This window comes from Hylemonella sp. GW821-FHT10B10, from assembly GCF_059415585.1.
In genome coordinates, this window is the sequence record NZ_JBWKNN010000001.1 from 293,335 (window position 1) to 315,237 (window position 21,903).

The 21,903-nt window shown below is 66.7% G+C and carries 25 protein-coding genes; 13 read left to right on the forward strand and 12 right to left on the reverse strand.

Annotated features, from left to right (window positions below):
- The first annotated feature begins 3 nt into the window (after positions 1-3).
- The 3 genes from AC07NT_RS01405 to AC07NT_RS01415 are packed head-to-tail and all read left to right on the forward strand — an operon-like array spanning position 4 to position 1,744.
- Positions 4-600 (forward strand): cytochrome c oxidase assembly protein, encoded by a 597-nt coding sequence (locus AC07NT_RS01405; protein WP_498598216.1) that lies wholly within the window; start codon positions 4-6, stop codon positions 598-600.
- Positions 597-803: a DUF2970 domain-containing protein gene (locus AC07NT_RS01410; RefSeq protein WP_498598215.1), complete on the forward strand. Its 207-nt coding sequence runs from the start codon at positions 597-599 to the stop codon at positions 801-803. The genes AC07NT_RS01405 and AC07NT_RS01410 overlap by 4 nt, the downstream gene beginning before the upstream one ends.
- 59 nt (positions 804-862) lie before the next feature.
- Positions 863-1,744 carry a cytochrome c oxidase subunit 3 gene (locus AC07NT_RS01415; protein WP_498598214.1) on the forward strand — a complete coding sequence of 294 codons (882 nt, stop codon included), beginning with the start codon at positions 863-865 and terminating at the stop codon, positions 1,742-1,744.
- A gap of 89 nt (positions 1,745-1,833) precedes the next feature.
- Here the strand turns inward: AC07NT_RS01415 and AC07NT_RS01420 are convergent, their stop codons facing one another.
- The gene (locus tag AC07NT_RS01420) at positions 1,834-2,055 is read right to left on the reverse strand and encodes a twin transmembrane helix small protein (RefSeq protein WP_498598213.1); all 222 of its coding nucleotides are present in this window, start codon (positions 2,053-2,055) and stop codon (positions 1,834-1,836) included.
- Positions 2,056-2,070: 15 nt separating this feature from the next.
- Here AC07NT_RS01420 and AC07NT_RS01425 point away from each other — a divergent pair, with 15 nt between their 5' ends.
- The 5 genes from AC07NT_RS01425 to AC07NT_RS01445 are packed head-to-tail and all read left to right on the forward strand — an operon-like array spanning position 2,071 to position 6,124.
- Positions 2,071-2,787, forward strand: a complete 717-nt coding sequence (locus AC07NT_RS01425; RefSeq protein ID WP_498598212.1) for an SURF1 family protein — start codon at positions 2,071-2,073, stop codon at positions 2,785-2,787.
- Positions 2,741-3,460 (forward strand): SCO family protein, encoded by a 720-nt coding sequence (locus tag AC07NT_RS01430; RefSeq protein WP_498598211.1) that lies wholly within the window; start codon positions 2,741-2,743, stop codon positions 3,458-3,460. The genes AC07NT_RS01425 and AC07NT_RS01430 overlap by 47 nt, the downstream gene beginning before the upstream one ends.
- 4 nt (positions 3,461-3,464) lie before the next feature.
- Positions 3,465-4,628, forward strand: a complete 1,164-nt coding sequence (locus tag AC07NT_RS01435; protein ID WP_498598210.1) for a COX15/CtaA family protein — start codon at positions 3,465-3,467, stop codon at positions 4,626-4,628.
- Positions 4,625-5,521 carry a heme o synthase gene (gene cyoE / locus AC07NT_RS01440; RefSeq protein WP_498598209.1) on the forward strand — a complete coding sequence of 299 codons (897 nt, stop codon included), beginning with the start codon at positions 4,625-4,627 and terminating at the stop codon, positions 5,519-5,521. The genes AC07NT_RS01435 and cyoE overlap by 4 nt, the downstream gene beginning before the upstream one ends.
- A gap of 6 nt (positions 5,522-5,527) precedes the next feature.
- On the forward strand, positions 5,528-6,124 hold the full coding sequence (locus AC07NT_RS01445) for an SCO family protein (protein WP_498598208.1): 597 nt from the start codon (positions 5,528-5,530) through the stop codon (positions 6,122-6,124).
- Between the two features lie 71 nt (positions 6,125-6,195).
- Here the strand turns inward: AC07NT_RS01445 and AC07NT_RS01450 are convergent, their stop codons facing one another.
- Together AC07NT_RS01450 and rpoH are read right to left on the reverse strand one after the other, a co-directional pair.
- Entirely contained in the window at positions 6,196-7,179 is a 984-nt protein-coding gene (locus AC07NT_RS01450) for a Bug family tripartite tricarboxylate transporter substrate binding protein (protein WP_498598207.1), read from the reverse strand.
- 65 nt (positions 7,180-7,244) lie between these two features.
- The gene (gene rpoH, locus AC07NT_RS01455) at positions 7,245-8,186 is read right to left on the reverse strand and encodes an RNA polymerase sigma factor RpoH (protein WP_498598206.1); all 942 of its coding nucleotides are present in this window, start codon (positions 8,184-8,186) and stop codon (positions 7,245-7,247) included.
- A 188-nt stretch (positions 8,187-8,374) separates the two neighbouring features.
- On the opposite strand from rpoH, the gene AC07NT_RS01460 reads away from it, so the two are divergent.
- A complete protein-coding gene (locus AC07NT_RS01460) occupies positions 8,375-8,602 on the forward strand; it encodes a (2Fe-2S)-binding protein (RefSeq protein WP_498598205.1) in 228 nt (75 codons plus the stop codon).
- A 62-nt stretch (positions 8,603-8,664) separates the two neighbouring features.
- On the opposite strand, the gene AC07NT_RS01465 is transcribed toward AC07NT_RS01460, so the two are convergent.
- The 6 genes from AC07NT_RS01465 to AC07NT_RS01490 form a co-directional block, all read right to left on the reverse strand.
- Positions 8,665-9,639, reverse strand: a complete 975-nt coding sequence (locus AC07NT_RS01465) for a Bug family tripartite tricarboxylate transporter substrate binding protein (protein ID WP_498598204.1) — start codon at positions 9,637-9,639, stop codon at positions 8,665-8,667.
- A gap of 56 nt (positions 9,640-9,695) precedes the next feature.
- Entirely contained in the window at positions 9,696-10,700 is a 1,005-nt protein-coding gene (locus AC07NT_RS01470; RefSeq protein ID WP_498598203.1) for a Bug family tripartite tricarboxylate transporter substrate binding protein, read from the reverse strand.
- A 76-nt stretch (positions 10,701-10,776) separates the two neighbouring features.
- The gene (locus AC07NT_RS01475) at positions 10,777-11,415 is read right to left on the reverse strand and encodes a 2-dehydro-3-deoxy-6-phosphogalactonate aldolase (RefSeq protein WP_498598202.1); all 639 of its coding nucleotides are present in this window, start codon (positions 11,413-11,415) and stop codon (positions 10,777-10,779) included.
- Entirely contained in the window at positions 11,412-12,332 is a 921-nt protein-coding gene (locus AC07NT_RS01480; protein WP_498598201.1) for a 2-dehydro-3-deoxygalactonokinase, read from the reverse strand. The genes AC07NT_RS01475 and AC07NT_RS01480 overlap by 4 nt, the downstream gene beginning before the upstream one ends.
- Positions 12,329-13,513 carry a mandelate racemase/muconate lactonizing enzyme family protein gene (locus AC07NT_RS01485; RefSeq protein ID WP_498598200.1) on the reverse strand — a complete coding sequence of 395 codons (1,185 nt, stop codon included), beginning with the start codon at positions 13,511-13,513 and terminating at the stop codon, positions 12,329-12,331. Before AC07NT_RS01485 ends, AC07NT_RS01480 begins: the two co-directional genes overlap by 4 nt.
- The gene (locus tag AC07NT_RS01490) at positions 13,510-14,442 is read right to left on the reverse strand and encodes a dihydrodipicolinate synthase family protein (protein ID WP_498598199.1); all 933 of its coding nucleotides are present in this window, start codon (positions 14,440-14,442) and stop codon (positions 13,510-13,512) included. The genes AC07NT_RS01485 and AC07NT_RS01490 overlap by 4 nt, the downstream gene beginning before the upstream one ends.
- Before the next feature lie 124 nt (positions 14,443-14,566).
- Here AC07NT_RS01490 and AC07NT_RS01495 point away from each other — a divergent pair, with 124 nt between their 5' ends.
- Entirely contained in the window at positions 14,567-16,273 is a 1,707-nt protein-coding gene (locus AC07NT_RS01495; RefSeq protein WP_498598198.1) for an SMP-30/gluconolactonase/LRE family protein, read from the forward strand.
- A 128-nt stretch (positions 16,274-16,401) separates the two neighbouring features.
- Here AC07NT_RS01495 and bfr read toward each other — a convergent pair whose 3' ends face one another.
- Positions 16,402-16,878: a bacterioferritin gene (gene bfr / locus AC07NT_RS01500; protein WP_498598197.1), complete on the reverse strand. Its 477-nt coding sequence runs from the start codon at positions 16,876-16,878 to the stop codon at positions 16,402-16,404.
- Between the two features lie 226 nt (positions 16,879-17,104).
- Between bfr and cho the strand changes: the two genes are divergently transcribed.
- From cho to AC07NT_RS01515, 3 genes are read left to right on the forward strand one after another with little or no spacing between them, the layout of a single operon-like run.
- Positions 17,105-17,971, forward strand: a complete 867-nt coding sequence (gene cho / locus AC07NT_RS01505) for an excinuclease Cho (protein WP_498598196.1) — start codon at positions 17,105-17,107, stop codon at positions 17,969-17,971.
- A 20-nt stretch (positions 17,972-17,991) separates the two neighbouring features.
- Positions 17,992-18,738 (forward strand): translesion DNA synthesis-associated protein ImuA, encoded by a 747-nt coding sequence (gene imuA, locus AC07NT_RS01510; protein ID WP_498598195.1) that lies wholly within the window; start codon positions 17,992-17,994, stop codon positions 18,736-18,738.
- Positions 18,680-20,044, forward strand: a complete 1,365-nt coding sequence (locus AC07NT_RS01515) for a Y-family DNA polymerase (RefSeq protein WP_498598194.1) — start codon at positions 18,680-18,682, stop codon at positions 20,042-20,044. Before imuA ends, AC07NT_RS01515 begins: the two co-directional genes overlap by 59 nt.
- Here AC07NT_RS01515 and AC07NT_RS01520 read toward each other — a convergent pair.
- Both AC07NT_RS01520 and AC07NT_RS01525 read right to left on the reverse strand, forming a co-directional pair.
- Positions 20,035-20,451: a hypothetical protein gene (locus AC07NT_RS01520; protein ID WP_498598193.1), complete on the reverse strand. Its 417-nt coding sequence runs from the start codon at positions 20,449-20,451 to the stop codon at positions 20,035-20,037. The two genes, AC07NT_RS01515 and AC07NT_RS01520, sit on opposite strands and share 10 nt — an antisense overlap.
- Positions 20,448-21,884: a 1-acyl-sn-glycerol-3-phosphate acyltransferase gene (locus tag AC07NT_RS01525; protein ID WP_498598192.1), complete on the reverse strand. Its 1,437-nt coding sequence runs from the start codon at positions 21,882-21,884 to the stop codon at positions 20,448-20,450. Before AC07NT_RS01525 ends, AC07NT_RS01520 begins: the two co-directional genes overlap by 4 nt.
- Positions 21,885-21,903: the final 19 nt, after the last annotated feature.

A 21,903-nucleotide genomic window follows, 5' to 3' on the forward strand; every position in this document is an offset into this window, starting at 1 on the left:
GCCATGAACCTGCGACGCGAAAACGTCCAAATGGTGGGCAAGCTGGCCATCGTGGTGGCCGGTATGTTCGGCTTCGGTTATGCCCTGGTGCCCATCTACAAGGCCATCTGCGAGTTCACCGGGGTCAATATCTTGGCCATCGGCGAACGCGACGTGCCTGGCCGCAGCACGGTGGTGCCTGGCAACACGCAGGTCGACAGCAGCCGCACCATCACGGTCGAGTTCGACGCCAATGTCCGAGGCCCCTGGAGTTTCAAACCCGCGCAGCGTTCGCTGCAGGTGCATCCGGGCGAAATGACCACCGTGATGTACGAGTTCGAGAACGTACAGGACCGCCGCATGTCGGCCCAAGCCATCCCGAGCTACGCCCCGCGCCAGGCGGCAGCGCACTTCAACAAGCTGGAGTGCTTCTGCTTCAACGAGTACACGCTGGCGCCGGGCGAAAAGAAAAGCTGGCCGGTGGTCTTTGTGATCGACCCCAAGCTGTCCAAAGACGTGAACACCATCACCCTGTCCTACACCTTCTTCGAGGTGGGCAGCAAGACGCCGCCGGCGCCGGGCTCGACAGCCGCGGGCAAGGGCACGGAGGCCGGGGCATGAGCGAGACCCAGGCCGCCAAGAGCACGCTGTGGGCGACCGTCAAGGCCGTGGCCTGGTCGTTCCTGGGCGTGCGCAAGAACAGTGGTTTCCAGGATGACATCGGACGCCTCAAGCCTTACCACATCATCGCGGTGGGGCTGGTCGGGGGCATCCTGTTTGTATTGAGTTTGATTGCCTTGGTGAACTGGATCGTGGCCACATAAGGTCCGAACCAGACATCTGAAAATTTGAGAGAAGCAGAACCGGAAGGAATGGAGCAAACATGAGTTCGACTACCCACGGCGGCACCCCGTACTACTACGTGCCCGGACCGTCTCGCCACCCCGTGATGGCGGCGATCGGCCTGTTCTTCGTCATCCTGGGTGCCGGCCAGTGGGTCAACGGCGCCGGTTGGGGCAAGTATTCCCTGCTGTTCGGTCTGGTCTGGTGGCTGGTGGTGCTGTTCCAGTGGTTCCGCGAGGCCATCGCCGAGAGCGAAGGCGGCCAGTATGGCCACAAGATCGACATCTCCTTCCGTTGGAGCATGACCTGGTTCATCTTCTCCGAAGTGATGTTCTTCGGTGCCTTCTTCACGGCCTTGTGGTGGACCCGCGTGCACTCTGTGCCGGCGCTGGGCAGCCTGGACAACGCCCTGCTGTGGCCTGATTTCAAGGCCGTCTGGCCCAGCGTCGCAGCGGGTGTCACCGCTTCGCCGGCCGGCATCATCGAGCCCTTCCAGACCATGGGCCCCTTCTGGCTGCCCACGATCAACACGGCCCTGCTGCTGAGCTCGGGCGTCACGCTGACCATCGCCCACCACGCCTTGCGTGATGGCAACCGCAGCAAGACGCTCGGTTTCATGTGGGTCACCGTGCTGTTGGGCCTGACCTTCCTGTTCGTGCAAGGCTACGAATATGCACACGCCTACAGCGACCTGAACCTCAAGCTCAGCTCCGGCGTCTACGGCTCCACCTTCTTCATGCTGACCGGCTTCCACGGTTTCCACGTGTTCGTCGGCATGCTGATGCTGTTCTTCATCACCCTGCGCCTGCGCAAGGGCCACTTCACCGCAGAGCGCCACTTCGGCTTCGAAGGCGCCGCCTGGTACTGGCACTTCGTGGACGTGGTGTGGCTGGGCCTGTACATCCTTGTGTACTGGATGTGAGATCTGAGTGCTCGTGGCGTCGCAAGACGCCCGAGCCGGCAAAAACAAAAGCCGCTCGCAGCGGCTTTTGTTTTTGTTGAATGGGCCGTTTATTGACCAGCCCGTATGCCGGTAGGCTGGATGTAACCCAGCTTCCAGGCGATCAGGATGCAGACGAAGATCAGGATGGAAAAGCCCACGCGAAAGGCGAGGGCACGCACCATGTTGCTGGTCTTGGGCTTGCCGTCGCGGCCGTCGCGCATCATGAAAAACAGGGCCGAACCCAGGCTGGCGATGATGGCCAGGAAGGCCAGGGCAACGAGGTATTTCATGGACGGGATTATCGCGTGAGTCTGAAATTGCGCTTCTGGTTGGTCACGGTGGCAGCGCTGCTGGCTGTGGCGCTGACACTGGCGCTGGGGCGCTGGCAGCTTGGCCGTGCGGCCGAGAAAGAAGCCCTGCAGGCCAGCATCGACGCGCGCGCCGACCTGCCCCTGCTCGATGCCCGCAGCCTGTCGGGCGACTTCGACCATGATGCGTTGCTGCACCGTCGCATCGCCGCCGACGGCCAATGGGTGGCGGAGCGCACCGTGTTTCTGGACAACCGGCAGATGCACGGGCGTCCGGGGTTTTTTGTGCTGACGCCCTTGCGCCTGGACAACGGCCCGGTTGTGCTGGTGCAGCGGGGCTGGGTGCCGCGCGATTTCGAGGATCGCACGCGCGTGCCGCAGATCGATACGCCGAGGGGCCCGGTCCGCGTGGAGGGGCGTATCGCCCCGGCGCCTTCCAGGCTCTATGACATGGGCGAGGCCGGGACGGGAGCAATCCGGCAAAATCTTGATCTGGCCCAGTTCCGCCTTGAAAGCGGGCTGCCCCTCGTGGCCCTCTCGATCCAGCAGACCGGGGTGTCGGCCGATGGGCTGCTGCGCGACTGGCCGCAGATCAACACCGGGGTCGACAAGCATTACGGCTACGCGTTTCAATGGTTCGGGCTGAGCGCCCTGATAACACTTCTTTATGTCTGGTTCCAAATTGTCAAAAGATACAAGCGTCGCTCCGCCTGAAGGCGGCGACCACGTGCTCGGGCTCACTGTCTATGACCTGCCTGCGCCGACCCAGGCGCTGGCCGAGGAGACGCGCCGCACACGCAGCGGGCGCTGGAAGATGATCGCCGTGCTGCTGGTCAGCGCGGCGCCGGTGATCGCCTCCTACTTCACCTACTACGTCATCCGCCCCGAAGGGCGGCGCAATTTCGGCGAGCTCATCGAACCGCAACGCGCCATGCCCGAGATGCTGGGCCTGGACCTCGAAGGGCGCACGCACAAGCTGACGGAGCTCAAGGGACAGTGGCTGCTGGTCAGCGTGGGCAGCGGCAGCTGCAATGAGCTTTGTGTGCAGCAGCTCTATTTCCAGCGTCAGCTGCGGGAAAGCCTGGGCAAGGAGAAGGATCGCCTGGACCGGGTCTGGCTGGTCAACGACATGCAAGCCATCCCGGCAGAGTTGCAAGCGGGATTGCAGGACGCAACGGTGTTGCGTGTACCGGCCGAGGAACTGGCGCGCTGGCTGGCGCCGGCCACCGGCCATGAGATTGGCGAGCATCTGTACGTGGTGGACCCCATGGGCAACTGGATGATGCGCTTCCCGGCGCGACTGGATGTCGAGACGGCCGCCAAGGCCAAGCGTGACCTGGAGCGACTGCTGCGTGCTTCCAGTTCCTGGGACAAGGCCGGCCGCTGAAACCATGGACACCCTCTACGACTTCAGCCCGGTGCTGCGCCTCATGCTCATGGGCCTGGCGCTGGCCGGTGGGCCGCTGGCCTGGGTCTGGCTGCGCCAGCGCCAGGGCGGCACCGCGCGCCGCCTGCAGGCGCTGACGGTGCTCACGCTGTTCCTCACCTTCGACCTCGTGCTGTTCGGCTCCTTCACGCGCCTGACTGACTCGGGCCTGGGTTGCCCGGACTGGCCGGGCTGCTACGGCAATGCCAGCCCTGTGGGTGCGCATGCCGAAATCTCCGCCGCACAGCAGGCCCTGCCCAGCGGCCCCGTGACACATGGCAAGGCCTGGGTCGAGATGATCCACCGCTATCTGGCCACCGGCGTGGGCGTGCTCATCCTGGTGCTGGCTGCAGCCAGCTGGCGTGAGCACTTGCGCCAGCCGCGCAGTGAGGCCGGTGCGCCCAGCCCCTGGTGGGCCACGCTCACCCTGGTCTGGGTCTGCGTGCAGGGCGCCTTTGGGGCGCTCACCGTCACCATGAAACTGTTTCCTGCCATCGTCACGCTGCACCTGCTGGGGGGCTTGCTGTTGCTGGCTCTGCTGTGTCTGCAGGCTGTGCGTTATGCACAGATGCACGATGCGGCCGCTACCCGTGCCGCGCCCCCGGGTTTGCGCACCTGGCTGGGATGGAGCCTGGGCCTGTTGACGCTGCAGATCGCGTTGGGCGGCTGGGTCAGTACCAACTACGCCGTGCTGGCCTGCACTGAGTTTCCGGCCTGTCAGGGCAGCTGGTGGCCCGAGATGAATTTCGCCCAGGGCTTTGAGATCTGGCGTGAGCTGGGCCTGAGCAGCAGCGGGGAGCACATCAGTTTCGCCGCCCTCACTGCCATCCATTACGCGCACCGCCTGCTGGCCTATGGCGTGATCGCCGTGCTGGCCTGGCTGGCCTGGCGCTTGTGGACCCTGCCGCAATGGCGCGTCGTCGCGCGCTGGCTGGGCGCCCTGCTGGCCCTGCAATGTCTGACCGGCTTGAGCAACGTGGTGTTGGGCTGGCCGCTGCCGGCGGCCGTGCTGCACACGGGTGGCGCCGCCGGTCTGGTCGTGCTGCTGACCTGGGCGTTGGCCAGCAGCAGAGGCCCGGCCCACCAGCCGGGTGCTTCTTCCGTTCCTGTTTCGAGTTCTGCCGCATGAGTGCATCCACCTTCGCCTCCACGACCGCCGTGTTCAGCCAGTTCTATGCGCTGACCAAACCGCGGGTTGTCCAGCTCATCGTCTTCTGTGCCCTGATTGGCATGGTGCTGGCCGTGCCAGGCCTGCCGCGTTGGCCAGAACTACGCCTGATGCTCATCGCCTGCATTGGCATCTGGCTGGTGGCGGGCGCCGCGGCGGCCTTCAATTGCATCGTCGAGAAGGGCATCGACGCCAAGATGAAACGCACGGCCTGGCGCCCCACGGCCAAGGGCGAGCTCAGCGATGTGCAGACCCTGCTTTTCTCTGCCGTGCTGTGCGCGGCCGGCTCGGCCCTGCTGTACTTCTGGATCAACCCTCTGACCATGTGGCTGACCTTCGCCACCTTCGTCGGCTACGCGGTGATCTACACCGTCATCCTCAAGCCGCTGACGCCGCAGAACATCGTGATCGGCGGGGCCTCGGGCGCCATGCCCCCGGTGCTGGGCTGGTCGGCCATGACCAACGACGTCGGCCCCGAGGCGCTGATCCTCTTCCTCATCATCTTCCTCTGGACGCCGCCGCACTTCTGGGCGCTGGCCCTGTACCGTGTGGAGGACTACCGCAAGTCCGGCCTGCCCATGCTGCCGGTCACGCATGGCAACGAGTTCACGCGACTGCAGATCCTGCTCTACACCCTGGTCCTGTTCGCGGCCTGTCTCATGCCTTTTGCCTATGGCATGAGCTCCTGGCTCTACCTGGCCGCGGCCGTGCTCCTGAGCATCGGCTTCTTTGCCTATGCCTTCAAGCTGTGGCGCAATTACTCGGACGAACTAGCGCGCAAGACTTTCCGTTTCTCGCTGATCCATCTCAGCGTGCTGTTCGCGGCCCTGCTGCTCGACCACTATCTGTTGTGAGGTCCCATGCTTAAACGTTCTCTGCTCCTTTTCATCGCTGCCTCGACCTTGCTGCTCGCAGCCTGTTCGGATGGCGGCAAGCCCTCCTTCAGCGCCATCGACCTGACCGGCGCCGACTACGCCAAGGATTTCACGCTGACCGACCACAATGGCCAGGCACGCACGCTCAAGGACTTCCAGGGCAAGATCGTCGTGATGTTCTTCGGCTACACGCAGTGCCCCGATGTCTGTCCCACCTCCATGACCGAGCTGGCCGCGGTAAAGAAGCTGTTGGACAAGGACGGCGACAAGGTCCAGGGCCTTTTCGTCACGGTCGACCCCGAGCGCGATACGCCCGAGGTGATGAAGAGCTATATGGCCAACTTCGACCCGACCTTCCTGGCCCTGTACGCCGCCACGCCGGAGCAGCTGGCCGCAGTCGCCAAGGACTACAAGGTGTATTACAAGAAGGTCGAAGGCAAGGCGCCGGGCAGCTACACCATGGACCATTCGGCCGGCATGTACGTCTACGACACCCAGGGCAGGTTACGCCTGTATTCGCGCTATGGCACCGGGGCGGGTGCGCTGGCTGCGGACATCAAGCTGCTGCTGCAGGAAAAGTGATCCACCCGTCCAAGTAAAAAAGCCCGCTCATGGCGGGCTTTTGTTTTTCCAGGAGTGCCCGGGGCGGGTGCTTATTCCGCCTTGATCGCGCGATCCGCAATGATCTTGCCCAACACGGCCGTGTCGGACTTGATGCGCAGCGCCAGTGCCTCGGACGAGCCGCCTGCCACCTGCCAGCCCTGCTGGAACAGGCGCTGCCGCACCTCGGGGCTGCGCGCGATCTCGCTGAGCAGGGCGGACAGTTTGGCGATCACCGGCTTGGGCATGGAGGCCGGGCCGGCCACAGCGTTCCAGATCTCAAGCTGGAAGTCCTTCACGCCGGCCTCGACCAGGCTGGGCACACCCGGGGCCAGGGTGCTGCGGCCTGCGGACGTGACACCCAGCAGGCGCACCTTGCCGGCGGCGGCCTGTGCCTGCGCCAGGCCGGGCGGCAGCATGGAGAGCTGGATCTGTCCGCCCATCATGGCCGTGACCACCTGCGGGTAGCCGGGGTAGGGCACGTGCACGGGCTGGATGCCCGAGCGTGCCTTGAGCAGCTCCATGCCGATATGGCCCACGGTGCCCACGCCGGGTGAACCATAGCTCCATTTGTCACCGCTGCTGCGCGCAGCGGCCAGGAACTCGGCGCCCGTTGCCCCGGGCGCGCCGGCCGGCGCGGCCAGCACCAGCGGCGCTGTACCGACCAGGCTGATGGGGGCCAGGTCCTTGGCGGGGTCATAAGGTGTCTTGGGGTTGAGCAACCTGGCGATGGTGAGGTTGCCGTTGATCATCACGCCGATGGTGTGGCCGTCCGTGGCCTTGGCCACCTGGTCAGCGGCGATATTGCCGCCGGCACCCGGCTTGTTCTCCACAATGACAGGCTGCCCCAGCGCCTTGCTCAGCGGTTCGGCCAGCGTGCGCGCCACCAGATCGGGCGACGTGCCGGCCGGGAAGCCGACCAGGATCCGGACGGGCTTGCTCGGCCAGGCGGCCTGCTCCGCATGGGTGCCTGCGGCCAGTGCGAGCAGGCCCAGCGCCAGCAGGACGCGACGCAAGGGGGAGGGGGTCAAATGCATTCTTGTCTCCAGTGAAAAGGCCCCGGGCTCTCTCGAATCCGGGGCCTGATGGCTTATGGTGAAAGTCAGGCGTATTCTGCCAGTGCGGTCTTCATCTTTTTCATGGCGGCCACTTCGATCTGGCGGATGCGCTCGGCGCTCACGCCGTACTCGGCGGCCAGTTCGTGCAGCGTCATGCCGCCCGAGCTGTCGTCATTGACCTTGAGCCAGCGCTCTTCCACGATGCGGCGGCTGCGCGCGTCCAGCGTGTCCAGGGCAGCAGCGATGCCGTCGCTGGCCAGATGGTCGCGCTGGCGCGCCTCGATCATGGCCGTGGGCTCGTGGTTGGCGTCAGCCAGGTAGGCGATCGGGCCGAAGCTGTCCTCGCCATCGTCACCCGGGCCCGGGTCCAGCATGACGTCGCCGCCCGAGAGGCGGGTTTCCATCTCGATGACCTCTTCGCGCTTGACGTTGAGCTCCTTCGCCATGAGGTCGATCTCATGCTCGCTCAGCGTTTCGCGGTGGGTGGCGGCGTCCGCAGCGGCGGCATCGGCCTTGTAGCCCTGCTTCTTGGAGCGCAGGTTGAAGAACAGCTTGCGCTGGGCCTTGGTCGTGGCGACCTTGACCATGCGCCAGTTCTTCAGGATGTATTCATGGATCTCGGCCTTGATCCAGTGCAGCGCATAGCTGACCAAGCGCACGCCCTGATCCGGGTCGAAGCGCTTGACGGCCTTCATCAGGCCCACATTGCCTTCCTGGATCAGGTCGCCGTGCGGCAGGCCGTAACCCAGGTACTGGCGGGAAACAGAAACCACCAGACGGAGGTGAGAGAGCACCAACTTACCGGCGGCCTCAAGGTCGTTGTGGTCGCGGAACTTGCGCGCGAACTCCTGCTCTTCCTCAAGGGTGAGCATGGGCAGGCGGTTGGCGGCCGAAATATAGGCGTCCAGATTGCCCAGCGGGGGCACAAGCGCCCAAGGGTTGGCGACGGCCAAAGCCGAGGTGGGGACTGCAGAGACAGCGGTCATGCCAGAACTCCTTTCGAGATCATGTTTCTATATTAGCACTCTCTGTGATTGAGTGCTAAGCAAAAGGTTCCTGGGGTTTTAGACAGTCTTTGGGCTTCAGCCCTGTCGGTGGCAGGGGCGTCGGAAAACACTTGGCAATCGTATTGCGAACCACTATCATTCGCATAACTTTCAACCAGAGCCCAGCCATGATCGTCTGCGTCTGCCACCGCGTCTCCGACAAAACCATCGAGCGTGCCGCCCGTGCCGGCGCCGACTTCGATGAGATCCAGCTCGAACTCGGCGTGGCCACCCAGTGCGGCAAGTGCGAAGGTTGTGCCCGTGCGCTCTGGTCCGAATGCCGGCCCAGCCACAAGATGGCGCACCTGGGCCAGGAACTCGGGATCGGCCGCACCATCCAGCTGGTCGCTGCCTGATGCCTCCAGTAAAAAAAGGGCTACGCGACGCGTAGCCCTTTTTGTTTGGGAAGCGCAGCGCCTTACTCGAGCTTGATGCCCCGGCTCCTGACCAAATCGCCCCAGCGTGCGATCTCGGATGCGATGAACTCGCGTAACTGCGCTGGTGTGGCGATCTCGGGCGACACACCAAAACCCGCAAAGCGCTCACGCACGCTGTCCTGCTGCAGGGCAGCGCGCAGCTGGACACCCAGACGTTCGACACCGGCCGCGGGCACGTTGCGCGCCGCGAACAGGGCGGCCCAGCCGGTGATTACGAACTCAGACCCCAAGGTGTTGAGGGGCTTCACGCCGGGGAGCGAGGCCACAGGCCTGCTCGACGTCACGGTCAGCGCGCGCAGACGGCCATCCTGGATCAGGGGCAATGCCACCGGCAGGTTCATCACGCCGATGGAGATGGTGCCGGCCACCACGTCGGGAATCAGCTGTGCATCGCCCTTGTAGGGTACGGCCAGCAGCTTGAGGCCCAGCTTGCGGTTGAGCAGTTCGGTGGTCAGGTGCGAGAGCGTGCCCACGCCGCTGTTACCGGCCGAGAGGTCGTTGCCCCTGCCGCGTGCCACCAGGTCGTCCAGAGACTTGAGCGGTGAATTCGCAGGCACGGCAAACACCAGCGGTTGCGAGGAAATCATACCCACCGGCTGCAGGTCCCGCTGCACGTCGTAGCCCAGGTCGTTGCGCAGCGCGGGCAGTATGGTCATGGTCGTGCTGCCCATCAACAGCAAGTGATCGTCGCTGCTGCTGGTCACGGCCTGCGTGCCCGGGATGCCGCCCCCGCCGGCGCGGTTTTCCACCACCAGCGGCTGGCCCAGCGCGGGGCCGATGATCTCCGCGAGGATCCGCACCGAGCCGTTGCCCGCACCACCAGGCGCAAACGGCACGATGACGGTGACGGGCTTGGCGGGCCAGGTGCCTTGCGCGCGGACGCCGGGCAGCACGCCCGAAGCGGCCATGGCGGCCGACGCCGCGAGCAGCGTGCGGCGGTTGATTCGTTGGTTCATCGGTTGTGTCTCCTGGTCAAATATCCTCGGAGGAGCGGCCGGGCCGCTCAATGGCCCTACTCCGCCTTGACATTGGCGTCCTTCACCACCTTCGTGTACAGCTCGAAATCGTTCTGCATTGCCTGCGCAAAGTCCTTCGCCGACGAGCCCACGCGCACCACGCCGGCATCGCGCAGCTTGGCCTCCGCCTCGGGCTGACGCAGGAACGCCTGGATCTCGGCCGAGAGCTTGTCGACGATGGCCTGCGGGGTGCCTGCGGGTGCAACCACGCCATGCCATGGGCTCACATCGAACCCGGGCACCGTGTCGGCAATGGGCGGCAGGTCGGGCGCAAAGAAGGCGCGGTCTTTGGTCGACACGGCCAGCGCGCGCAGCTTGCCGGCCTTGACGTGTGGCAGAGAGGTCGTGGCCGCGTCGATGGAAGCCTCGATCTGGCCCCCGAGGAGTTCCGTGACCATGGGCGCCGAGCCTTTGTAGGGCACGTGAAGCATGGCGGTGCCGGTGCGCATCAGGAAAAGCTCCATCGCCAGATGCAGCGATGAGCCCACGCCCGAGGAACCATAGCTCAGCTTGCCGGGATTGGCCTTGAGGTGTGCGACGAAGGCCGCCAGACTGGTGGCGGGCACCTTGTCGGCATTGACCACGAAGATCAGCGGCGTGACACCGACCATGGAGATCGCGGCGAAGTCTTTCACCGGCTGGTACGGAAAGGCACCGGGCTTGACGGCCGGGTTGATGGCGTTGGCTGCGACGTTGCCCATGCCTATGGTGTAGCCATCGGGTGCGGCCTTGGCAACCACGTCCATGCCCAGGCTGGAGCCGGCGCCCGGCCGGTTCTCGACCACGAAGGGCTGCCCCAGCTTGGCCTGCAGGTGGCTGGCGATCAGGCGGGACATCATGTCGGCCGCGCCGCCCGCAGGCACGGGCACGACGAACCTCACCGCGCGCGCGGGGTAGTTCTGTGCAGCGTTGGAGGCCTGAGCGTGAACAGTTCCGGCACCGACGGTGCTTGCCAGGGCGAGGGCCGCCACCAGGGCGCGCCGGGTCAACGAGGTTGTCATGGTATGTCTCCTTTTGTCTGTCGTCTTGCTTGGAAAACCCAACCGAAAAACACCTTTGAGCGGTACCCGCAAACGCTCACGCCTGCCAGCGGTCAACGAACGCCCGGGCGCGGCGCGCGACCTCCTCGGGTGGCGTGCCAGGCGCATAGAGTGCCGAGCCTATGCCCGCACCACTCGCCCCAGCGGCCCTGAAGGCGGGCAGGTTGTCGAGGTTGACGCCGCCGACGCTGAACATCGGGGTCGTGTGCGGGAACACCGCACGCCAGGCCTTGATCACCGGGGGGCCAAGCTGCTCGCCCGGAAACAGCTTGAGCGCGTCGGCTCCCTCGTCGAGTGCGTTGAAGCCTTCACTTGCGGTCGCCACGCCGGGCATCGCATACAGGCCAAGGGCCTTGGTGCGACGCACCACCGCCGCATTGAAGTTGGGCGAGAGCACAAGCACCGCACCGGCTGCCGCCACTGCGTCCACATCGTGCGCCCGCAGCACAGTGCCGGCGCCGATGACGGCCTGGCCCGCGAGTGCGTCGGCTAGCAGGCGAATGCTTTGCAGCGGTTGGGGAGAGTTCAGCGGCACTTCGATCACGCCGATGCCAGCCTCCAGCAGGGCACGCCCCACGGCCACCGCCTCGTCCGGCGTGATGCCCCGCAGGATGGCCACCAGCGGGCAGGCCGTCAGGGCCTGCGCCACGCGTTCGCCCGGGCGTGGCGCGCTCACGCCGCGTCCTTCAGCAGACCCGCCTGCTGCGCGACGCGCCACTGGCCGCGTGTGGTGGCGCCATCGGCCGCACGTGTGCTGGTGATGCCGGCCAGCGACAGCGCCCTGGCATAGCGGGTGCACAGGCCGTCGTCGCCCAGCAGCACGACCTCGTGTGGGCGCGCAACGCGCGTGGCACTGCCGATCTCGACACCCATGAGAATGCCGGAGAGGTAGTCGGGCAGGCCCTCGGCCGCCACACGCCCCATCAGGCCAGCGGTGCGGGTGGCAAAGATCACGTGCGTCGCGTTGTCGCTCTGTTCCAGCCCCAGTGTCACCCCGGCCTCGAAGGCCTCGGGCACGCTGTGGCCGAACTGCATGAGCCGCCCCAGGATGCCGTGCTGGGTCAACAGGCCGTACAGCTCACCCGTCATGTAGGTGGCGAAGCGCGTCACCTGGCCGGTGTCGCCGATCCAGGCCCACTTGGCGTGTGTGCCGGGCAGCACGCAGATGCTGCCGGTGGGCAGGTCGGCGCCCCACATCTGTGTCTCTTCGCCGCGCATCACGTCGTCTTCGCCGTCGGGGCTGCGGCAGGTCAGGCCGGGCACGATGTGCAGCGTCACGCCCGGTTTCACCTCCACGCGCGTGAGCTGCGCAGCGGCCTCGCCCAGGCCAGCGGGGCAGTCCAGGTAGGCGGCTTCCTTCCAGCCCTGGCGGCTGCCGACCATGCCACTGGCGATCAGCGTACCCGCGCGGCGCGCTATCCAGTCGCCGCACAGCGACAGCAGCGCCTCGGCAAAACGGCCGTCCTTCACGGCCATGACGCCACCGGGCGCGGCGCGCGTCTCGATCATCTGGCCGCTCGCATCGAGCAGGCTGGCGCGCAGATTGGAGGTACCCCAGTCGATGGCGATCAGGGCAGAGGGAACAGTGGTCATGACAGGTCGGCTTTGTCGCGCAGGAAGGACCAGAGCGATGCGTTGGGCGCTATGCCCAGGCCCGGTCCGTCGGGAAGGATGAAGGCGCCGCTTTCGCAGCGCATGGTGGTGTCGACGAAACGCAGGTTGCGGTCGAACACCGAGTGCTGGTACTCGTGCATCGGAACGTTGGGCAGCGAGGCCGCCGCGTGCAGGCTCGCTGCCTGGAAGATGCCCACGCCGATGCTGGCGTGCGGAACCACGCGCATGTGAAAGGCGTTCGCCATGCGGCCGATCTGCATGAACTGGCTGATGCCGGTGTGGCCCATCTCGGGTTGCACGATGGACATCGCGCGGCGCTCGAAGCGGGGCAGCGCCTCGTGCACCGAATGCCACTCCTCACCCAGCGCTACTGGCACACGCGCGGCGGCGGCCACGCGCGCCTGGCCTTCGAGGTCTTCGGCGGCACACGGCGCCTCGACGAAATACGGGTTGTACGGCGCGAGCCTGTCGATCAGCTGGATCGCCTCGCCCGCGTCGAACTTCCAGTGCAGGTCCACCATCAGCTTCACACGCGGACCCAGCGCCTCGCGCAGCGCGCGCATCTCGTCAACGATGCCATCGAACGACACGGCCGCCGCGTATTTGATGGCATCGAAACCGCGCGCTGCGAAATCGCGCGCGAGCTTCACCTTGTCGTCAAGCGTCTGGCCCGGCAGGCCCGACACATAGGCGGGCACGCGCGTGGTGCGCTGCCCACCCAGCAGCTTGGCCACCGGCAGGCCCGTGAGCTTGCCCGCCAGGTCCCACAGCGCGATGTCGATGCCGGCGATCGCATCGCCCCAGAAGCCGCCCGAGGCCCCGCGCACGCGCATGAGGTCGTACAGGTCTTCGTGGATGGCGGTGGCGTCGCGCGTGTCGCGCCCGACGATCACCGGGCCGAGCACGTCGTCGATGATGGCGGTCACCGCCTCGGGGGCGACAATACCGTAGGTCTCGCCCCAGCCATGCGTGCCGTCCTCGGCTGTCACCTTGATCAGCACCGACATGTCGGTGCTCGGGTAGATCGTGCGGTTGCCCTGCCGCACCAGGTAGCCACGCGCACTCACCCGCTCGCCCTCGCCCAGCGGGCCCAGGTAGGGCGTTTCACGCGGCAGCGAGACGATGAAGGTCTCGATGGCGGCGATGCGCGCGGGGGTCATTTCGCGCTCCTGCGCAGCGGGTGCGTCGGCAACAGGAGGTCCTGCAGGTCGCCGAGAAAACCGTCCACATCGGCCTTGTCCAGCGTATCCAGCCGCGGACCGGCTGCGCGCTGGTTCTCGCTGCTGAGCAGGCCACGTGCTCTCAGTACGTACTTGGTGAGGGACCAGCGGAACACCGCCTGCACGTTCAGGATGGGCAGCATGCGAGTGAAGAGTTCACGCACGCGTGCGACGTCGCCCGCCCGGTGGGCCTTGAACAGCGCCACATGCACCTCGGCCAGTTCGATGGCGGGCATGGTGCCGGCCGCGCCACGGCGCAGCTCGTCGGTGATGTAACGCCCGCCGGCGCCTCCGAATACACCCGCCAGCGTGACCGGGCCGCGCTCGCGCAACACCGTCAGGCGCTGGCCGCTGGGCAGCGTCTCTTCCTTCACGTAGCGGATCGCCGGGACGGCTTTCGCTACCTCGACGATGGCTTCGGGGTCCAGGCCGGCGCCCACCGGCAAAGGGACGTTCTGCAGCACGATGGCCGCACCCGGCACCGCGGCCGCCACCTCGCTGAAGTAGCCGATCTGTTGCGCAGCGGTCGGGCGGTCGGGCGGCACGGCCACCATCAGACCTGCCGCGCCCTGCGCGATCGCGGCACGTGCCAGCTCGATCGTCGTCTCGGCCTGACCACTGGACACCCCCGCCACCACCGGCACCCGGCCCGCCACCTCATGGAGCACGGCGGCCGTCAGCGAGAGGCGCTCGGGCACGGTGAGCTGCCCCACCTCGCTGGCCACGCCCGGGTAGGTGATGCCATCGACACCCGCCTCCAGCAGGTAGCGCACCAGGCCACGCAGCGCCTTTTCATCGGGTGCGCCAGCGGCATCGAACGGGGTGGGCAGGACAGGGAAGACCCCTGAAAGGGCAGTAGGAGATGTCACGTCGTCTATCCAATTAGTTCCGATGAATGGAACCTTATTGTAGTCATCACATGCATTCAATGGGTGAGTTCCATTCATTGGTACTTACCCGGAGGGGCCCTGACCTAGAATTCCGGCCTACGCCATGTCAGAAAACACCGCATCCACCGCTGCTGTCACCGCCCCCGGCCTGGGGGTTCTGGAAAAAGCCATGGCCGTGCTGAACCTGGTATCGGCAGCCCGCGCCCCCATGACTTTCACGCAGCTGCAGCGCGCCTCGGCCCTGCCAAAGTCGACCCTGCACCGCATGCTGGGCACCCTGGTGCGCGAAGGCCTGCTGCGCCACGACAGCTACAACAAGACCTTCCAGCTCGGGTTCCGGTTGCTGGAACTGGCGCACGAGGTCTGGAGCGATTTCGACCTGCGCGTGGCGGCCCAGGACGAGCTGGTCCGCCTGCGCAACGCGTTCGACGAAAGTGTGCAGCTGGTGGTGTTGAGCGGCCAGCAGATGGTGGTGGTCGCCAACGAAGATGCGGGCCGTGAACCGCAGGCGACCTCCAAGGTCGGGTTGCGCCTGCCCCTGCATGCCAGCGCCGCCGGCAAGGCGATCGCGGCCTGCCTGCCGCCCGCCCAGCAGAGCGATCTGCTGGCGGCTTCGCCGCTGGTGCGCTTCACCGAACGCACCCTCGTCGACGAACCGGCGTTGCGCGCCGAACTGGACCTCACCCGCGCACGCGGCTACGCGCTGGAAGTGAGCGAATACGACGCCACACGTGTGAGCGTGGCGGCACCGGTGTTCGACTACGAAGGACGGGTCATCGGCGCGGTGGCCGTCACGGCCAGTACGGCCCAGCTGGATGCGCGGCGCGCGCACAGCCTGTCGGCCGAGTTGATCGGCGCGGCCCGCACCATCACGCACAGCGCGGCGGGTCAGCCCATGTCGCTGCTGGAGCATACCGAACCGCCCGAGGCCCCCACACCGGCCGTGCATGCCGTGGGCGAGGCACGTGCGCTGCTCGGCGAGGGCCCGATCTGGTCACCGCGCGACAACGCCCTGTACTGGGTGGACATCCTCGCTCCCGCCCTTCACCAGCTGGATGCAACAAGCGGCCAGCAGCGGGAAACCCCTCTGGGCTCGATGGTGAGCATGGTGGTGCCCATGGCGTCGGGGGGGCTGCTGCTGGCCACGCCGGCGGGCCTGATGGCCATGGCGCCCGACTCGGGCCGCATGACGCTGTTCGCCCACCCAGAATCCACCCGCCCGGGCAACCGCTACAACGACGGCAAATGTGACCGGCGTGGCCGCCTGTGGGTCAGTTCGATGGATATGGGTGCCATGCCCAACCGGGGCAACCTTTTCCGCGTCGATCCGGACGGCAGCTGGGAGAAGGTCGACAGCGGCTTCACCGTACCCAACGGGCTGGGTTTCAGTCCGGACAACACGCGGATGTATTTCACCGACACCTTCCGCAAGACCATCTACGAATACGACTTCGACCTCGCGGCAGGCCGCATCGCCCACCGCCGCCCGCTGGTGGTGTTTGGTACGGCTGAGGGCAAGCCCGATGGCCTGACCGTGGACGCCGATGGCTGCCTGTGGGTGGCCGTCTGGGACGGCTGGGAACTGGTGCGTTTCGCGCCCGACGGCCGCGAGCTCATGCGCGTGCGCCTGCCGGTGCCCAGGCCCACCAGTTGCTGCTTCGGTGGTGCAGACCTCGGCACCCTCTATGTCACCAGCGCATCCGTGCGGCTGGGCACACAGGCACTGGCCAGTGCCCCCCTGTCAGGCGCGCTGTTCGCTCTGGACGTGCCAGGCGTGCGCGGCCTGCCAGAAACCCCCTTCGCGGGCTGAACAGGGCACGCGCCGCGCCGCGCACCGTGGCCAACCAGGCGCAAGTGAAGGCCGCCGCCTGAGCCTTGCGCCGAAAACAACAAAGCCGCTCGATGAGCGGCTTTGTTGTTTTCGGCGCCGCCCAGGCTTCAGGAAATCTCGCCCATCTGGCTTTGCAGGTAGTTCTGCAGGCCCACCTTGTCCAGCAGCTCGATCTGGGTCTCGAGAAAGTCGATGTGCTCTTCGGTGTCGTCCAGGATCTCCTGCAGCAGGTCACGCGAGACATAGTCGCGCACCTTCTCGCAGTGGGCGATGCCGTCCTTGATGGTGGCCTGCGCGCCTGTCTCCAGCGCCAGGTCGCTGCGCAGGATCTCGGGCACGTTCTCGCCGATGTGGAGCTTGCCCAGGTCCTGCAGATTGGGCAGGCCGTCCAGCGTGAAGATGCGGTCCATGAGCTTGTCGGCGTGTTTCATCTCGCCGATCGACTCCTCGTATTCCTTCTTGGCCAGCTTGTCCAGGCCCCAGTGTTTGAGCATGCGGTAGTGCACGAAGTACTGGTTGATGGCGGTCAACTCGTTCTTGAGCTGGGCCTGCAGGTGGGCAATGGCTTGCGGGTCGCCTTTCATGGGCCTTCCTTTTCCTTGTTGTGGGAGACAGCCTGCATTGTCATGCAAAGCGCACAGCTTTCAAGCCCCCTGACACTGGGGAATGGGACTGAGAACCAGACGCAGTAAGGCTTGCGGCATTGTACTGGTTTTAAAAACAGTAGTGTGGCAAGATGCAGGCATGGCGTGCCCCGGCCGCCCATCACCCAGACCGAAACCGAAGCCCCACGCGTGTAGCGCCCCCGCCATGCACATCCCCTCCCGCCGCCGCCTCGAGTTCGACGAGGCCCGCATTTACGAATACCCCGAGCACCTGCGCGAGTGCGTGGAGGCGCTGCCGCACATGCCCGGCGTCTACACCTTCCACGGTGAGCCGGGCGACGCGCTGCCGCTTTATATCGGCAAGAGCGTGAACCTGCGCGCGCGCGTGCTCTCGCACCTGCGCAACCCCGATGAAGCGCGCCTGCTGCGTCAGACCCGCCTCATCACCCACCGCCGCACCGCGGGTGAAGTGGGCGCCCTGCTGCTCGAAGCCAGCCTCATCAAGCAGCAGCAACCGCTCTACAACCAGAAGCTGCGCCGCAGCCGCCAGCTCTGCGCCCTGCGCCTGGACGCCGCGGGCCGCCCCGAGGTGGTGGACGCGCGCACCCACAACTTCGCCACCACACCCGACCTCTTCGGCCTCTACGGCAGCCGCCACGCCGCGCTCGACGGCCTGCGCAATCTGGCCGACCTGCACAAGCTCTGCTACGGCGCGCTGGGGCTGGAACGGCTCGCGTCCGGCCGCGCCTGTTTTCGCGCCGCGTTGCACCAGTGCGCGGGGGTATGCCGTGGTGACGAAACCCCGGCCGTTCATCAAGAGCGCCTGATCGCCGCACTCGAAACCCTGCGCGTGGCCTGCTGGCCGCATGCCGGTGCCATCGGCCTGCGCGAGCGCGACGAGGAAGGCCTGGAGCAGATCCACGTCGTGCGCAACTGGTGCTACCTCGGTAGCGCGGACTCCATGGCCGCCGCTCGTACGCTGGACCAGCCTGCAGCGGGTTTCGATGCCGACGGTTACAAGATCCTCTGCCGCCCCCTGCTCTCGGGCACGGCGGATCTGATCCCCCTCTGATCACGCTTTGAGAGATCGCCATGTCTGCTGTTCTGCGTCTTGTGCCCTCTGTGTCATCACCCGACGACGTCGCAGGTGTCTGGCGTGCGGATCAGCTGCACCAGACCGCGCAGGCCGTGCTGACCAGCGGCCACCCGGAGCTCGACGCCGAACTGCCCGGCGGCGGCTGGCCTCTGGGGCAGTTGACCGAAGTGCTGCAGGTGCGGAGCGGTCAGCACGAATGGCGCCTGCTCTTGCCCGCGCTCAAGGCCGCCGTGGTCCATGGGCCGCTCGTGCTCATCGGCGCACCACTGTTGCCGCACCTGCCCGCGCTGGTGGCCGCGGGCATCCCGGCCGCGCAGCTGCTGCGCATCGACGCCCATACCCCGGCTGAACGCCTCTGGGCTGCCGAGCAGGTCTTGCGTTGTCGTGATCTTGGCGCGCTCATGACCTGGGTGCCGCAGGCGCGGCCCGAGCAGCTGCGCCGCCTGCAGCTGGCCAGCACAGCCACGCAGGCGCTGGTCTTCGCCTTCAGGCCCGAAGCCGCGCGGCACGAGTCCTCGCCCGCGCCGCTGCGCCTCACACTGCGCAGCGCAGCAGACGCGCAGGGCCTGAGCGTCGAGCTGCTCAAGCGCCGCGGTCCTGTGAATGACCACCCTCTCACCCTTGCTGCACCGTTGCCCGTGATGGCCGCGCTGCGCAAGCGACGTCACCTCAAGGACCCCGGTCATGCTGTGGATCGCCCTGCGCCCACCCGCACCGCCCGACGCCAGCTCCAGAGCGCATGAGCCCGCGCAGCCCAGTCCTGAACAGCAAGCCCTTGCCTGGTGGGCCCTGTCGTTCAGCCCCCGGGTCTGCGTGCTGGAAGAGGCGGTGCTGCTGGAGGCCGGAGCCAGCCTGCGCCTCTTCGGCGGCCAGCGCGCGCTGCTGCAGCGCCTGCGTGACGAACTGGCCTTAGCCGGCGGCACGGGCCTGGCCGTGGCCTCCACGGCCTTGGCCGCGCTGGCCCTGCTGCGGACGTTGCCGCCGGGGGTTGAGACCACGCCTGTACCCGCCGTGTCCTGCACCGTGCGCCGCCTCGGTGCCATGCTCGATGCGCTGCCCCTTGCGCATCTGAGTGCCGCGCATGCACAGGAAGACGTGCTTGCACGCCTGGGCTGCCGTACGCTGGGTGATGTGCGTGCGCTGCCGCGTGGCGGTGTCTCGCGCCGCTTCGGCGCTGCACTCTTGGAGGCGCTGGACCGTGCCTACGCCCAGCGGCCCGAGGCCTTCGAGTGGATCGAATTGCCCCAGCAATTCAGCGTACGCCTGGAATTCAACGGCCGCATCGAAGTGGCCGAGGGCATGCTCTTTGGCGCACGCCGCCTATTGGGCCAGCTGGCCAGCTGGCTGCTGGCACGGCAGCGCGGTGTGCTCGCCATCACCCTGCATTGGGAACACGACCTCGTGCGCCGCGGTGAACTGCACAACGGGCACCTGGATGTGCGCACCGCCGAGGCCACGCGCGACATCACGCATCTGGCCCGCCTGCTCAGTGAACACCTGGCGCGTTTGACCCTGCCCGCGCCGGTGCAGGCCATCCGCCTGGACGCCACCGAGACCGAGGCCCTGCAAACCACGAGCGCCAGCCTCTTGCCCGAAGAAGTGCGAAAGGGTGAGCCGTTGCAACAACTCATCGAGCGCCTGTCCGTGCGCCTGGGCGCAGACCGTGTCTTGCGCGGCCAGCTGCTGGCCGACCATCGGCCCCAGCACATGCAAGCCTGGGCGCCGGCGGGAGAGGGTGCGGTGAACAGCAAAGCACCCGTACTGCCCAAGCATCTGCAACTGCAACCGCCCTGGATCCTGCGCGAGCCGCTGCGCCTGGCCATGCAGGGTGAGCGCCCGCTCTACCAGGGCCAGCTGCACATGCTGGCCGGCCCCGAGCGGCTGGAGTCTGGCTGGTGGAGTCTGTTGTCGAGTGCGGAAGCGGAGGGCGAAGAACTGGCCCTGCGCGACTATTTTGTGGCCCGCAGCCCGCAGGCGGGTCTGCTCTGGGTGTACCGGCGCCGCAGCGCGGGCGAGCCGGCGTGGTACTTGCAGGGGGTCTATGGCTGAGACCGCAGCCAGCTCACGAGCAGCGGCGCCACGCAGAGGAAGAGCAGGCCGTAGAGCAGGTAGTTGCCTGTGGCGGGGTTGAAGTCGGGCCAGAGCTTGTGCCAGGCCTTGCGCATCACGAAGCGGCCGACGGCCAGATCGAAGGCCGCCATGAAAGCCGCCATGAAAGCCGCGAGGGTGAGACCCAGCAGCCCGTGTGCCAGCGCGCCTTGCAGCTGCATGGGCGGCACCAGCAGCCAGCAGATCACGAAGGCCAGTACCGAGCCCGTGAGCGCGCTGAGTTTGATCGCGCGTTCCTTGCCGATGCGCGGCACCACCCACACCGTGCGGGCTATGCCGTGCAGCATTTCCGCCCCCGCGAGCACGACGCAGAGCGAGGCGATGCGCAGCAGGGTGTCGAAGCTCATGGGGTCTGGGCCGCTGTTTCGCCTACATGGGCGATCGAGTTGGCGTAGTAGTCCAGCAGTGCACGGTTCTCTGCCATGGCGCGGAACAGGCCCTCTTCTACTTCCTCCACGATGTGCCGCAGCAGCAGCATGCGCAGGCCCACCTCGATGGCGTAGTCGCGGTCCGTGCGGGGGATGTAGACATGGGCGCCGCGCTGTTCCCAGTCTTCCATTAGCGCAAACGCTGCCGACTTGATCTCCAGCATCGAGCGTGCCTGTTCCGGCGCGGCGCGCAGCACCCGTGCCACCAGCGCCACCGGCACCACGGGGATGACCTGGCCTATGGCTTCCATCAGGCGCTGGCCCAGCGCGGCCACGGCCGGCTTGCGGGCCTCGTCGTCGAGCTTCGCGAAATCCACGCCCTGCGCCTGGATCTCGCGGCGCAGCGAGACCGGGCTGCCGAAGTTCACACAGGCGTAGCCCAGGCGGTACCAGCGGCGCGTCAGCACCAGCCACAGGTTGTGCAGCGCAAAGCGCAGCGTCGTGCCCAGGGCGCGGGTCAGGCCGGTGCGGCGGCGCTCGGGCTCGGGCTTGAGCTTGAGCAGCTGGGTACGGTCTTCCAGCACGCGGTCGTAGTTGATGCCCACGGGGATGAACACGATGTCGCCCTCACCCTGCGCATCGAAGCCCTTCACCATGTAGTCCAGCAGGCCGAACTTCGGCGGCCGCAGCGCGCCGTCGATGGTGAGCCCGCCTTCGGGAAAAAGCGCCTGCGGCACGCCGGCCTCGGTGGCCATCTGCACGTAGCGCGACAGCACCGCCCGGTACAGCGGGTCGCCCGAATTGCGCCGCACGAAATAGGCGCCCAGCGAACGCACCAGCGCCTGCAGCGGCCACACCCGCGCCCACTCGCCCACCGCGTAAGACAGCGCGGTGCGCTCGGCCGCCATGAAGGCGACCAGGATGTAGTCGAAGTTGCTGCGGTGGTTCATCACGAACACCACCGAAGAGCGCGAGTCCACCGCCGCCAGGCCCGCCTCGTCCAGGTAACCCAGGCGCACGCGGTAGAGGGCACGCGCCACGAGCTTGGAGAGCCAGTAGCCCACGCGAAAATAGAGGTAGGGGTTGAAGGCCGGCACGATCTCGCGCGCGTAGCCGTTCACGCGTCGGCGCAGCGCCATCAGGGGTTCGCCCGTGCGGGCCGACTCGCGCTCGATCAGCGCCTGCACCCGCGGGTCGTGGAACAGGCGGTCCACCAGCACCTCGCGCCGTGTCAGCTTGAAGCGCGGCAGCTGCAGCTGCAGCCGGGTGTTGACGTCCTGGATGAGGCGGTTGATGCGGCGCCGGAAGAACCAGCGCATGCTGGGTGCCAGCAGCAGCACACCCGCAGCCCACACCGCCAGGGCCAGCAGGATGAGAAACAGCCACAGCGGCAGCGTGATCGTCGCGCTCATTGGGTAACCTCCGTGCTGC

Coding starts and splice junctions, on each gene's coding strand:
- AC07NT_RS01405 (WP_498598216.1), top strand. CDS start 4: ATGAACCTGCGACGCGAAAACGTCCAAATGGTGGGCAAGCTGGCCATC.
- AC07NT_RS01410 (WP_498598215.1), top strand. CDS start 597: ATGAGCGAGACCCAGGCCGCCAAGAGCACGCTGTGGGCGACCGTCAAG.
- AC07NT_RS01415 (WP_498598214.1), top strand. CDS start 863: ATGAGTTCGACTACCCACGGCGGCACCCCGTACTACTACGTGCCCGGA.
- AC07NT_RS01420 (WP_498598213.1), bottom strand. CDS start 2,055: ATGAAATACCTCGTTGCCCTGGCCTTCCTGGCCATCATCGCCAGCCTG.
- AC07NT_RS01430 (WP_498598211.1), top strand. CDS start 2,741: ATGTCTGGTTCCAAATTGTCAAAAGATACAAGCGTCGCTCCGCCTGAA.
- AC07NT_RS01435 (WP_498598210.1), top strand. CDS start 3,465: ATGGACACCCTCTACGACTTCAGCCCGGTGCTGCGCCTCATGCTCATG.
- cyoE (WP_498598209.1), top strand. CDS start 4,625: ATGAGTGCATCCACCTTCGCCTCCACGACCGCCGTGTTCAGCCAGTTC.
- AC07NT_RS01445 (WP_498598208.1), top strand. CDS start 5,528: ATGCTTAAACGTTCTCTGCTCCTTTTCATCGCTGCCTCGACCTTGCTG.
- AC07NT_RS01450 (WP_498598207.1), bottom strand. CDS start 7,179: ATGCATTTGACCCCCTCCCCCTTGCGTCGCGTCCTGCTGGCGCTGGGC.
- rpoH (WP_498598206.1), bottom strand. CDS start 8,186: ATGACCGCTGTCTCTGCAGTCCCCACCTCGGCTTTGGCCGTCGCCAAC.
- AC07NT_RS01460 (WP_498598205.1), top strand. CDS start 8,375: ATGATCGTCTGCGTCTGCCACCGCGTCTCCGACAAAACCATCGAGCGT.
- AC07NT_RS01465 (WP_498598204.1), bottom strand. CDS start 9,639: ATGAACCAACGAATCAACCGCCGCACGCTGCTCGCGGCGTCGGCCGCC.
- AC07NT_RS01470 (WP_498598203.1), bottom strand. CDS start 10,700: ATGACAACCTCGTTGACCCGGCGCGCCCTGGTGGCGGCCCTCGCCCTG.
- AC07NT_RS01480 (WP_498598201.1), bottom strand. CDS start 12,332: ATGACCACTGTTCCCTCTGCCCTGATCGCCATCGACTGGGGTACCTCC.
- AC07NT_RS01485 (WP_498598200.1), bottom strand. CDS start 13,513: ATGACCCCCGCGCGCATCGCCGCCATCGAGACCTTCATCGTCTCGCTG.
- AC07NT_RS01495 (WP_498598198.1), top strand. CDS start 14,567: ATGTCAGAAAACACCGCATCCACCGCTGCTGTCACCGCCCCCGGCCTG.
- bfr (WP_498598197.1), bottom strand. CDS start 16,878: ATGAAAGGCGACCCGCAAGCCATTGCCCACCTGCAGGCCCAGCTCAAG.
- cho (WP_498598196.1), top strand. CDS start 17,105: ATGCACATCCCCTCCCGCCGCCGCCTCGAGTTCGACGAGGCCCGCATT.
- imuA (WP_498598195.1), top strand. CDS start 17,992: ATGTCTGCTGTTCTGCGTCTTGTGCCCTCTGTGTCATCACCCGACGAC.
- AC07NT_RS01515 (WP_498598194.1), top strand. CDS start 18,680: ATGCTGTGGATCGCCCTGCGCCCACCCGCACCGCCCGACGCCAGCTCC.
- AC07NT_RS01520 (WP_498598193.1), bottom strand. CDS start 20,451: ATGAGCTTCGACACCCTGCTGCGCATCGCCTCGCTCTGCGTCGTGCTC.
- AC07NT_RS01525 (WP_498598192.1), bottom strand. CDS start 21,884: ATGAGCGCGACGATCACGCTGCCGCTGTGGCTGTTTCTCATCCTGCTG.